This is a genomic window from Sphingomonas sp. P4_G2 (assembly GCF_056401155.1).
Genome location: NZ_JBFUJY010000002.1, coordinates 143,437 through 155,959, shown reverse-complemented (window position 1 = coordinate 155,959; position 12,523 = coordinate 143,437). Strand labels below are relative to the sequence as shown.

Below are 12,523 nucleotides of genomic sequence, written 5' to 3'. Positions count from 1 at the left end.
CCTCAGCCGCCTGGCTTGATATAGGGCGCCACCGCGAACAGCAGGCGCTCGTCACGGCGCGGATCGACGACGACGCGGCACGCGCGGTCGAAGATCATCGTCTCGCGCCGCGCCAGGTCGTAGCGCGGCCAAGGCGGCAAACCTTGTCCATTGGGATCGCCGGTCCGCGCCAGTCGGATGAACGCATCGGCCATGCGCCCGGCGAGGCGGCGCGCATCGGCGCCGTTACCGGTCCGCGCGCTTTCCAATTGAGTGTTGTCGAACACCAGCCCGATGTCGAGCGTGTGGAATGCACCTAGGACGCCGCCAGCCTCGGGCGACGGAAAATCGAGCTGGTACATCCAGGTCGGCGCGCCGATCTTCGCACGCTCTTCGGCCTGGATGAGATGCCCTGGCCAGGACCGCCCCGCGGTCGAGGCGGCGAGCAGAATCTGGCCGGGCGTGCGATCGGGATAGAGCTGGCGGTACCGCGCGATGACATGGTCCACGCCGACGTCCTTGACCATTTCGCGCTCCAGTCGCGCGGACAGATTGTCCCAGGTCGTATCGCCCCGCCGGAGCGTGTCGCCGAGCCAATAGCCCGTCTCGTCATGCGTATTGCCGACGATCAGCGGGATATGCCCCGCTTCTCGTGGCGCGTCGGGAAAAAAGGGGTGACGCGGCAACACGTCATGATCGAGCGTCGAGGTGAAGCTGATCTCCCCCTTGCGTTCGATCGGGTCGGTCATCGCCATGCCCTCGACCAATCGCTCGACCGGCAACGTCGCGAGTTCCGCGGTGTCGCGCGCGCCCGCTTTTGCCATCCAGGCGCGGGTACGCTCGGTTGCGTGATTGGGGCCGGCCGCGGTGACGTGCTGGCCGCTCATCGTCGCGGCGGCGTGGAACAGGGGTCGCGCCTCGGCCATCGCCATCAGCGTCACTACCTTGGCGCCTCCGCCGGACTGGCCGAACAGCATCACGCGCGCAGGATCGCCGCCGAAGCGGACGATATTGTCGCGCACCCATTGCAGCGCGAGGACGATATCGAGATTGCCGACATTGCCGGATTCGGCCGGGCCGCCGAGTTGCGCGAGATAGGCGTAGCCCAGTCCGGCCAGTCGGTGGTTGAGTGTGACCACGACGATGTCGCCGCGCCGCACCAGGTTGCCGCCATCATAGAGCGGATCCGATCCCGATCCATGGCTGTGCGCACCGCCATGGAGATAGACCATCACTGGCCGCCGAGCAGCATCGAGCGCGGGCGTCCATAGATTGAGGAACAGGCAGTCCTCGCTGATCGGCTCGCTCGCCTTGGTCTGGGGCGCAGCAGCGGCGAAGCGCGTCGCGTCGGCAATGCCGGACCATGGGGCTGGCGGCAACGCGCGACGGAACCGACGTGGCGCGGTGTCGGCGCCATAGCGGATGCCACGGAATACCAGCACGCCGTGTTCGCGCGTTCCGCGCACGCGGCCATGACTTGTGATGCCGATCGGATCGCCAGGCGGCGGCGAGGCGCCGACCAAGGCCGGGGCCGCCGCCATCGCCGCGATCATCGCACGCCGGTCGATCACGTCCGCACCGTCTCCGCGCACAATTGCCGCATCGGAGCCAGTGCCGGATTGGCGTTGTCGCGGCGCCATGCCATGTGGAGTTCGACGGGGCGTTCAGGCCACGTGGTCAGCTGGCGGAATTGCACGTCCATCAGGTGGAGCTCGGATGCCGATTGTGGAACGATCGCGGCGGCGAGTCCGGAGCGCACCAGCCCGAGCATCGAATGGATTTGCGTCACGTGCTGGACATAATCCGGCATCACGCCCGCTTCGTCGAACAGCCGGACCAGCATGTCGTGGAAATAGCCGGCGCCCTGGCGCGCATACATGATCAGCGGCTGGCCGTCGAAATCAGCGGGATCGAGCACCGACTTGCCGGCACGGGGATCGCCCGCAGGGAGCGCCGCCATCAGCGGCTCATCGAGCGCCAGCGCCGTATCGAATTCGTGACGCGTAACCGGCGGCCGGACGAAGCCGATATCGATCAGCCCGGTGAGGAGCGCGTCGACCTGATCGGTCGTCACCATCTCGCGCAGTTCGAGCTCGATATTGGGCAAGGCCGCCCGCGCCTGCGCCACGATCTGCGGGATCAAGCTATAGCCCGAGATGGCGGTGAAGCCGATCGCGACCTTGCCGGCATCGCCTCGCGCGACGCGACGGGCGGATAACTGCGCGCTTTCCGCCAGCCGGACGATGCGGCGCGCCTCGATCAGGAATACCCGCCCCGCCGGAGTCAGCGCGACATTGCGGCTGGTGCGTTCGAGCAACGTCACGTCGAGAATGCGTTCGAGTAGCTGGATTTGCCGGCTGAGCGGCGACTGGGTCATGTTGAGGCGCTGCGCCGCGCGGCCGAAATGAAGCTCTTCGGCGGCAGCGACGAAACAGCGCAGCTGGCTGAGTTCGAACATGCCCCAGCCTAGCGCCGTCAGGCCGCCGCGGCGAGAGCCCCGGGCTGGACCCGCGCGATCAGCTGGCGCAGCTCCTCCTGCTCGGCGTCGCTCAGGTCGGTGAGCGGGGATCGCACCGGGCCGGCGTCGCGCCCGACGACGCGGCACCCCGCCTTGACGATCGATACGGCATAGCCCCGGCCGCGGTTGCGCAGCGCGATATAGGGGAGCACGAAATCCTTGAGCCGCTGGAGCACTTCGGCCCGCTCGTCCGCGCGCACCGCCTTGTAAAAGGCCAGCGCCCATTCGGGCAGGAAATTGAAGATCGCCGACGAATAGGTCGTAACGCCCATCGTCAAATACGGCATCGCGAAGGTCTCCGCGGTCGGCAGTCCGCCGATATAGGTCAACCGATCGCCCATCCGCGCATAGACCCGGGTCATCAATTCGATGTCGCCGACGCCATCCTTGAAGCCGACCAGATTGGGATTGCGATCGCACAGCCGCGCCAGCGTCTCGTCGTCGACGATCGCATTGTCGCGATTATAGACAATGACGCCCAGCCCGGTCGCTTTGCATACCGCTTCGATATGCGCGGCAAGCCCCTGCTGGCTCGATCCGACCAGATAGGGAGGCAGCAGCAACACTCCGTCGGCGCCGGCCTTTTCCACGTCGCGCGCGATTCCGGTCGCGATCGCGGTGCCATAACCACAGCCCGAGATCACCGGCAGCCGCCCGTTCGCTTCGCCGACCGCGGCCGCGACCACCTTGGTCACCTCATCGGGAGTCAGCGAAAAGAACTCGCCGGTGCCACCGGCCGCGAACAGACCGCTCAGCTCGTGTTCGAGCATCCAGCCGCAATGCGCGCGATAGGCCGCTTCCTGAAAGACGCCGTCGGCATCGAAATGGGTGACGGGAAAGGACAGCAGACCACCACCCAGCTTACGCGCCATCTCATCCGGGCCCATCATCGTCACAAGCATCTCCTACACTCGACGGCGATCCGATGTGCCGTGGGTCTCGAAGGACTGCTAGAAAGCTGGGACAGGACCGTCCAACCCAAAGCGCCACTTGATCGATGCATGGGTTGGCTCGATGGCGACAATGTCGACCGGCGGTATTTGAAAGAGCCGTGTAGAGAATGATCCGGCCACCCTGGGGGGTATCGCCTGCGTCACGGACAAGCGGCAAATACCCCCGGTGTGGCCGGCAATTGCCGATCAGCGCAGATCCAACATCACGATCGATTTGGGCGGCAGCGAAACGCTCAGCGTCCCATCACTGATCCTGGCGCCGGCGAAAGGCGCCGGCCTGACCGTATCGGGAGCGCTGAATGTGTTGTGCGCATCCATGGCTGTGGCGGTCAGGATGCGGCCGGACACGCGCGTGACGTTGAGGCCATCGAGCTTGACGCGAACCGTTTCAGCACGGTTCGGATCGACGTTGGTGAGGCCCATGTGCACGACCCCTGCTGCATCGCGAACGGCGCTGGCGCTGATCGCCTTCAGGGTAGACCCGTTCTTGCTGTACGACCGGGAATCGACATCGACGGTCAGGACAGTCGCGTCCTGATAGTCCTTGTACATGTCGAACACCCAATAGGTCGGGGTCTTCACCATCTTGTCGCCCTCGGTGAGGAGCAGCGATTGGAGCACGTTGACCATCTGGGCGATGTTGGCGCCGCGCAAACGATCCGTGTGCCGCGCGAAGATGTCGAAGTTCAAGCTGGCGACGATCGCATCGCGGAGGCTGTTCTGCTGATACAGGAAGCCGGGATTGGTGCCCGGCTCGACATCGTACCATGTCCCCCATTCGTCGACCAGCAACGCCACGCGCTTGCGGGGATCGTATTTGTCCATGATCGCCGCATGTTCGGTGATGATCTTGTCCATCCGGACGGTTGCGGCAAGCGTGCGGGCCCATTGGTCCTCGTCAAAGCCGGTTGCCGCGCCCTTGTGATCCCAGTCGCCCGGTACAGTGTAATAGTGCACGCCAATGCCGTCGATCTTGTCTCCGGCGATGCGCATCATGGTGTCTGTCCAATCGGTGTCGCCCGAATTGGCACCGCTGGCGATCTTCATGACATGCTGACCCGCCGGCATCTTCACGAACGTGCCGTAGCGACGCGTCAAGTCCGCGGCATATTCGGCGCGCATGTTGCCGCCGCATCCCCAAAGCTCGTTGCCGAGCCCGACCATGGGAACCCGCCAGGGTTCCTTGCGGCCGTTCGCCGCACGTTCGTTGGCCAGCGTCGATCCGACCGGCGACGTCATATATTGGACCCAGTCGGCCAATTCCACCGGAGGCGCCGAGCCGATATTGCCCGAGACATAGGCGTCGGCTCCGACCAGCTCCGAGAAGTCCATGAACTCGTGTGTGCCGAACGCATTGTCTTCGGTGACACCGCCCCAATGGGTGTTGATCGAGACCTTGCGGTTTGCCTGCGGTCCGATGCCGTCGCGCCAGTGATATTCGTCGGCGAAACACCCCCCGGGCCAGCGGATCTCGGGCACCCGGATCGCCTTGAGCGCCTCGAGCACGTCCTTGCGATAGCCCTTGATGTTGGGAATCTTGCTGCGCGGCCCGACCCAGATTCCGTTGTAGATGCCGTGGCCGAGATGCTCGGCGAATTGTCCGAAGATATGCCGATCGAATTTCGGCGCGGGCCGGTCGCCATGAACGACGACCACACCAGGGTCCTCGTCGCCCATCGCATAGGAACTCGAAGGCACGGCAACGCAAATAGCCAAGGCGGCGAGCAACAGGCGCATTTCCATCTCCCTTGGAACCGGGGCGCGGGTCGCCAGGAACGTTGTCCCAGCCGGTTCGCCCCTTTTTAACTCAGACATAATATAGCGCAAGAGAGATATTGCGGGCCCGGATCGGTCGACTACGGCCGCTCGTTATCGCGGCTGGCTCGGTACAGGATTTGCAGCCACACATTTGCCGAACGCCGGTCGCAGTCGGGCGATCGGCGTCGGCCGGCATGGAGTTGTTTCGGCGCTGCCGAAATCGAAGCTAGGATTGTCCCGGCCGCCGGCGATTCGGCTTTGTCGACATTTCACCGACCTCCCCGCCGAAGGCGATCATGTCGGTCATCAGCCGAGACGCACGGTCGCCGTCATGATCCACGATCGCCTCGAACAGCTCGGCATGTCGCCGTACCGCTTCGCTGCGAAGCTGCTCGTCTTCGAGTGGAAGAAGCAAGGTCGCGCACACCAAGGCGGTCTCGACGATCGCCGAGAAGGATCCCAGGATGAAATTGCCGGTGCTTGCGGTCACGGCGCGATGAAACTTGAGGTCCGCTTCGGCAAACAGCTGCCGGTTGCCGATCGCCTCGTCCATCAACCGCACGCTCGCCTCCATCTCGGCGAGGTCGCTGATCGATGCTCGTTGCGCGCTCAAGCGGGCAGCGAACGGCTCTACGGCGAGGCGAGCCTCGCGAAGCGTCTGGAGCAGATCGGGATCGAGCCCGACCGCGATGCGCCACGCCAGCACTTCGGGGTCCAGGAAATTCCAGTTCTGGCGATCGCGGACCCGCGTGCCGACCTTGGGTTTGGCGGTGACGAACCCCTTGGCATCCAGGATCTTGATCGCTTCGCGCAACACCGTCCGGGATACGCCGAAACGCTCGAGCGATTCCTCTTCACCCGAAATCCGGTCGCCCGGTTTCAACGTGCCGCCGATGATCTCCATCGCGATGGCGCGCGCGATCCGTGTCGTCGATGGAATGTTGATCGACCGTATTCCGCGCGCGGCATTGATCGCCTGTTCGGAGATCAGCACTCTGGGTGACGGTGGCTTGGAAATAAGGAACCTCGTAAACTACAAAAAGGAAATGACAGCGACCGCCTGCGTGGAGCGCATCACCCGCCGAGACGCTCGTTTGGACTACGGCCAGCTACCTGATTGTTACCCCACAGGCTATCATAGGGCCAACCCGACAGATCCTCCACCACCTTCGCATGAAGCGCATCGGTCGGGCTGCGCGCGCCGCCGCGGAAATGCTCGATCTCGTCGAGCAGGATGGCGTGGGTATGCGGATCCAACCGGAAACGCGCGGCGACGAACACGCCGAACGCCAGCACCACAAGGGTCCCTATGCCAAGCACCGCAGCGATTGCGATGATCGTCTGCGGGCTCTGCGTCGTGGCCTTCGGTACGAAACCGGACGCCTCCATGACCTGGCCGACCAGGATCACGGCAAGTGCCTGGCTCAATTTGCGCACGAGAGTCATGACCCCCGCAAATGCCCCCTCACGACGCCGGCCCGTCACGATTTCGTCGACATCGGCCATGTAATTGTACGTCGCCCACGGAATGTAATTGAGCGCGCCCCGGCCCAGGCCGACGAACACCACCGGCAGCCAGAACAGCGCCGAAGTCGCGGTATAACCGGCCCAGTACATAACCAGGAAGATGACGACGCCGATCGCGAAGCTGCCGGCGGCAAGGCGGTAGGCGGCGGACGGCGACATGCGCAACGCGAAATTGATCGCCAGCGCCACCGCGATCAGCTGGACGATATAGGTCACGCCGACCAAATTGGCGACGATCGTGGTCGACCCGGCCAAGGCGAAGATCACGAAATAAGTGAAAGCCGCATTGTAGATGTCCTGGCTGATATAGCCGCCCAGATACATGCCGAGATGCAGCCGGAATGCCCGGATGCGTAATGTCGAGAACAGGTTCTTATAGAGCGCCGCGAACGCGGCCCCCAGCGACGGCCGCGCCTCGGCTTCCGCCTCTTCGAGCCCCGGCGGACGTTGCCGCTCCCAGCTGAAGGCGTAGAGCAGGCCAGCGGCAGCCATGAACAGCGCCGAGAAGATGATGCCCATATAGAGAAAGGTCTGCGGCGAGCCGGGGCCGAGATAATTGATCAGCTGCCCGGGGAGGAACGCGGCGGCGATCGCGGAACATTGCCCCAACAGGATGCGCGCGCCGGCGAACTTGGCCTTGATCCGGTAATCGGTCGCCATCTCGCTGGCGAGAGTCTCGTACGGGATGATCTCCATCGCATAGACCATCTCGAACAGCACATAGGTGACGAGATAATACCAGAAGCCCTGCCCCGCGACCCACATGATCGCGAACGACGGAAGAAGCGGAATGGCCGCCAGGATGAAGAACCGCCGCCGGCCGAATGTCTTGCCCAGCCAGGTGCGGCCGAGATTGTCCGACAAATGGCCGATCACCGGGCTGGTAAAGGCGTCGAGGATGCGCGCCACGCCGAAGATGATCGTAGCCTCCGCCGCCGACAGGCCGCAAAAGCTCGTATAGAAGATCAGGATCCACGTACTGATGACGGCCATCGACCCTGCGCCCAGGATGTCGTTCGACCCGTAGAAAAGCAGATTGTACCAGCGGACCGGCCGCATCGGTGCAGTCGGGTTCTCCGTGATTGGCGCGCTGGCCATCTTTATCGCCCCCTAGGTGCCGCGGAAGCGATGCCGCGGCGACAGACCATGCCGTCGCCGTGCCGGAAATGCCCGACCGCCGCCATCAGATGTACGTGCGCAGGAATTCGCCCAGCGCGATCACAGCCAGGCTTTGACCATAAGGCATCGAGGTAAGCGCGATGTCCTTGTAGAATTGCTGCGTGTCACCCATCGCGGTGCCGAAAGAGACCTGCTTCAGTTCGCCCGCCGCGTCGATATTGGCGAGCACGCCCTTCACTGCCTTGATCCCGACCGCCTCGTAATGGCGTGGCAGATAGCCCTTACGCACCCCTTTCAGAATGCCGTAAGCAAAGCCCGCAGTGGCCGATGCCTCCAGATAGCTGGTCGGATCGACGATCAGCGTGTGCCACAGACCGGTATCGGCATCCTGCGTCTCGGCCAATGTCTTGACCTGCGCCGCCAGGGTGTCGATCAGGAAGATGCGAAAGGCGTCGCCCGGCGGCAGTTCGAGGATTTCGATGATCTCGGGAATCGCGATCGTCACCCAGCAATTGCCGCGCGCCCATAGCGCTTCGGCGAAATTGTGCCGGCCGTTGAAGTTCCAGCCGTGGAACCACAGCCCGGTCTTCTTGTCGTAGAGATATTTGATGTGGACGAGGAACTGGCGCTTGGCCTCCTCGACATATTGCGGGCGATCGAGCAACAGGCCGATCTTGGCCAAAGGCAGGACCGACATCATCAACGTGTCGTCCCACAATTCGCCCGGATTCTCGTCATTGTAAACGAGGTGCTGGAACGCGCCTTCCTCGGTCTTGGGGAGGCCGTCGGGCGCCATCAGCCATTCGGCCCAGGTGTCGAGATAGGAGACGTAGCGCGGATCGGATTCGTATTCGTAGAGATAGGCCAGCGTCAGGAACGGGGCCATGGTGTTGATGTTCTTGGTCGGCGTGCCTTCGGCGAAGCGATCGTCAAACCATTGCTTGATCACCGCCAGCGCCTTCTTGTCGCCGGTCTGCTCGAACAGGCGCCACAGGCCGAACAGGCCGACGCCGTGGGTCCATTCCCAACCGGCCCAGCCCTTGGTGTCGATAACCCGCCCATCCTCGAGCCGGAGCAGAAACTCGCCCGTCTCGTCCTTGATGTTGAGCAAATTGTCGATCAGCTTATCAATCGCTGTGATAACGTCGCCGTGCGGCACGTCATGGGTAACGGCGGCCAATCAATTTCTCCTGTTGATGAAGCGCGCGACCGGCAGAGCCCGGCCGCGCGCCTTGATATGATGGCGGCCGGACAACCGGCGCCGGATGACGATGTCGCCGATCATTTCGCGGCGACCGAATTGAGCTCGGCGGGATGCGCGGGCGCTGGCACCATGCGCACCGGCACCCCGCCGGCGACATTGCGCAGCGCCACCAGCTTGACCGCTTCCAATGCGTCGCCCGGCGCGCCGTCGGAAGTGACCGCCAGCGCGACCGTGTTGCTGCCGCGATGATTCAGGATTCCCTCGGGGATCGGGAACACGCGCTGCGGCCCGACATGGGCGATGAATTGTCCCATGTTCCAACCGTTGACGAAGAGCAGCACGCGATAGCGCGCCTTCGATCGCGGCACATCGGTATCGCCGAACGCGAGGGCGATCGTGGCGTCCTGCCCTTTCGGCACGGCGAGATCGAAGCGCGTGCGATACCAAATCGTGCCGGCCGATGGTGCCGCCGCGGGCACCGTCGCTGCTGCCCATTTCGCGTCGTCGAAGCCGGGAAGATGCCAGCCCATCCGCTCGCCATATTGCCCGCCATTATTGGCGGGGCCACGCGCCGGATCGGGCAGCGTTTCGCCGCCCGCCTTGCCCTGGATCTTCCAGGCGACCGGCACCGCGAAGCTGCGCCCGCCTGGTGCCTCGATCGAGACCGAGACTAGCCCGCGTGCCTCTTTGTGGAATTCGTCCGCGCCGAGGTCCCAATTGTGGCCGTTGTTGCGCACCATGACCGCCAGTACGTGCTCGCCAGGTGTCCGCGCGGTCTCGGGCAACGCGAAGCGCGCCAGTCCGGTGGTGATCGGCCGCGGCAGGCCGCTGGCCAATTCGTCCTGGCCGACCAGCTTGCCGTCGAGGAATAACTGCACCATTCCCGCGCCGCCCGCGCCGTAGAACAGCGCGATCTGCTGCGCTTCTGGCGATCCGACGAAACGGCCGCGATACCAGACGTCGCCGTCGTGGAAGCCATAAGGGTCCATGACAAGGGTCGGCTGACCGTCGGGCTTGGCGGTGATCGTCGCCGCCTCGCGATTGTCGACAGCCTGCCACTTGCTATCGTCGAAAGCCGGATCGGTTTCGGGCGATCCCGCCGCCATCCGCCAGGCGGTCAGCGCGGGAAGCGCGAAATCCATGGGTCCGGCCAGCGGCCGCGTCGCGAGGCGGTTGCCGACCGCGCCGGATTTCAGCGCGACGGCCGCGCCATTCCAGCGCATCTGCTTGATTGCCGCCGGCGCCCAAAGCTCGAGCGGCGTCTCGGCCTTGGTATCGCCGGTCAGCATCAATGTGTCGCGGCTTGCATCGGCCCGGCGAACGAGCGCGGGGCCGCGTACGAGAACCGAGCCGGCGGCGGTATCGCGCTGCCAGTAGCGCACAGCCTCGGCTTCGTCGGCCAGTAGGAGCGTGAGCGGCGGACGCCCGCCGCCGGTCACGCGGACTACCGTTCGGCCGTCATGCGCGTAATTCAGCCGAAGGTCGCCCTTCGCAGCGTCGAACGCGCTCGTCGCCTGCCCCTCGAGCAATTCGACTTTGGGCGCGGACGCATAGCGCAGGACGGTCTCTCCGCCCTCGCCATGCCGGCCATAGAGCAAGACCAGATCCACGCCGTCGACGGTCAGACGCGACTGTAGCTCGGACGTCGAATAGACCAGCCGCTGCGCGCCAAGATCGACTCCGGCGAGCAGCCATTTCGCATCGAACCCGTTCAGCTGCATCGGCGCGGCCTGCGGGAAGGTGTAATGCCCATCGGGCAGGTCGGCGGTGATCGTGAAGCGGTCGTCGGTCTGGCCGTTCGACGGCCGGTGCGTGACCATCAGGAAGCGCGCGCCGCTCTCGGGGCTCTTGTCGTGATAGACCTGGATATTGGAAGAGGAGGCTGTCGCGGGCCCGGCCGGAACCATACCGGCGAGAGCGGGGACATTGGCGATCAGGCCGCCCAGCTGTTTCAGCTCCTCGGCCTTGTCGCGCAGCTCGCGCGCTTCGGAAATCGCTGCGCCATAATCGTAGCTGGTGAAGACTACGGGCGCGGGCAGCCAGCCCCAGCTCGTCCCGCCAAAGCCCATATAGAAGCTCTGGATGTCGATGCCGTTCGCCAGGTTGGTGCCATAGAAGACACGCTGGAACCGCTTGCCGCGCTGGATCGCGTTGCACTCATAGCCGCCATTCGACCCCCAATAATCGAACCAGCCGCCGCCGAATTCGGCGAGGAAGGCGGGAGTGTCGGGCGAAGCCGAGGCCCCGCCTCTCGCGCCGCCGGGACCGTAAAAGCCCCAATCGGGCGCAGCCGACCCGCGCGTGACCTTCCCGGTCGCAGTACAGGTGCCGCCGGGATAGCCGTCGAACGCGTAGAGGTCGTTCGGACCCTTCACCACCTTGTCGACGGGCGAGCTGTCGGGCACCCAATAGCCGTTGCGCCCCTGATCGTTATGGAACAGCGGGATGGTGACGCCATCGGCGCGCACCTTGGCATAGAGATGATCCATGTACTGCCGTTGCGCCGACGTGGTCAGCGGCAGCTCGTTCTCGATCTGATAGAGGATGATCGTACCGCGATGCCCCTTGCCATCGCCGTTGATCTGATGCCGCGCGACGATCGCGTCGATCCTGGACATCCACTCGTCGACCGCCGCCAGATAAGCGGGGTCGTCGGTGCGGGCACGAGCCTTCTGGTTGACCAGCCAGCCGGGAAAACCGCCGCGCGACAGCTCGGCATTCACATACGGCCCGGGGCGGGCAATGACGTAGAGCCCCTCCTCCTCCGCCATGGTCAGCACGCGATCGATGTCGCGGATGCCGGTGAAGTCGTATTCGCCCTGTTTCGCACTGTGGTAGCCCCAGTCGAAATACAGCGCGACGGTGTTGAATCCGCTCGCCTTCATCTTCTGCAGGATGTCGCGCCACAGGTCCGGACTGGGCAGGCGAAACGGGTGGAACTCGCTCGACCAGATGACCTTGCGTTTGCCGTCGATCATCAGCGACCGCGCATCTAAGGATACGCGACCGAATGTCTTCGCCGGCGCGGTCAGGTTCTCGGTCGGCCGCGCGGTCTGTGCGGGGGCGGCGGTGGCCAGAAGAAGACTGGCCAGCGCGCCCGGGCCGATCGATAATCCCGCGATCCTACGCATGGTGGAAGATCAGCGGAAGCGACCATTCTTTCGGCCGGTTATCGGCTTCCACCTCCATCAGCGGCGCCATGTAATCCCACCACTTCTTCATGAGCGGATGGTCGGGCAGCGCGTCGCGATCATTATCTTCGCGCAGCTTCAGCACCGCGAACAGTGCCAACGTGTCCTCGTCGAGGAAGATCGAATAATCGTAAATGCCGGCCGCGGTCAGCAACGCCGACAGCTCCGGCCATATCTCGTCATGGCGACGACGATATTCGTCGATCACGCCGGGTTTCAGCTGCATTTTGAACGCGCAGATCGACACTGCCTCTCCCCGAACAAACCCATTATG

9 protein-coding genes are annotated in these 12,523 nt (G+C 64.2%); all 9 read right to left on the bottom strand.

Translation table 11 applies throughout. The features are described from left to right. Positions 1-2 precede the first annotated feature (2 nt). Complete coding sequence (locus tag AC1DRD_RS06180) at positions 3-1,550, bottom strand: carboxylesterase/lipase family protein (protein ID WP_478040733.1); 1,548 nt, start codon at positions 1,548-1,550, stop codon at positions 3-5. Next, positions 1,547-2,437: a LysR family transcriptional regulator gene (locus tag AC1DRD_RS06175; RefSeq protein ID WP_478031799.1), complete on the bottom strand. Its 891-nt coding sequence runs from the start codon at positions 2,435-2,437 to the stop codon at positions 1,547-1,549. The genes AC1DRD_RS06180 and AC1DRD_RS06175 overlap by 4 nt, the downstream gene beginning before the upstream one ends. Positions 2,438-2,454: 17 nt before the next feature. Then, positions 2,455-3,387, bottom strand: a complete 933-nt coding sequence (kdgD, locus tag AC1DRD_RS06170; RefSeq protein ID WP_478041202.1) for a 5-dehydro-4-deoxyglucarate dehydratase — start codon at positions 3,385-3,387, stop codon at positions 2,455-2,457. A gap of 249 nt (positions 3,388-3,636) precedes the next feature. Beyond that, positions 3,637-5,187, bottom strand: coding sequence for an alpha-N-arabinofuranosidase (locus tag AC1DRD_RS06165; protein WP_478040732.1), 1,551 nt, complete (start codon positions 5,185-5,187; stop codon positions 3,637-3,639). A gap of 247 nt (positions 5,188-5,434) precedes the next feature. Further along, entirely contained in the window at positions 5,435-6,202 is a 768-nt protein-coding gene (locus AC1DRD_RS06160; RefSeq protein ID WP_478031796.1) for a FadR/GntR family transcriptional regulator, read from the bottom strand. An 80-nt stretch (positions 6,203-6,282) separates the two neighbouring features. Further along, a complete protein-coding gene (locus AC1DRD_RS06155; protein ID WP_478031795.1) occupies positions 6,283-7,833 on the bottom strand; it encodes an MFS transporter in 1,551 nt (516 codons plus the stop codon). 85 nt (positions 7,834-7,918) lie between these two features. Beyond that, positions 7,919-9,034 (bottom strand): beta-galactosidase BglB, encoded by a 1,116-nt coding sequence (gene bglB, locus AC1DRD_RS06150; protein WP_478031793.1) that lies wholly within the window; start codon positions 9,032-9,034, stop codon positions 7,919-7,921. A gap of 101 nt (positions 9,035-9,135) precedes the next feature. Continuing rightward, positions 9,136-12,189 carry a beta-galactosidase gene (locus AC1DRD_RS06145; RefSeq protein ID WP_478031792.1) on the bottom strand — a complete coding sequence of 1,018 codons (3,054 nt, stop codon included), beginning with the start codon at positions 12,187-12,189 and terminating at the stop codon, positions 9,136-9,138. Continuing rightward, entirely contained in the window at positions 12,182-12,496 is a 315-nt protein-coding gene (locus AC1DRD_RS06140) for an L-rhamnose mutarotase (RefSeq protein ID WP_478031790.1), read from the bottom strand. Before AC1DRD_RS06140 ends, AC1DRD_RS06145 begins: the two co-directional genes overlap by 8 nt. Positions 12,497-12,523: the final 27 nt, after the last annotated feature.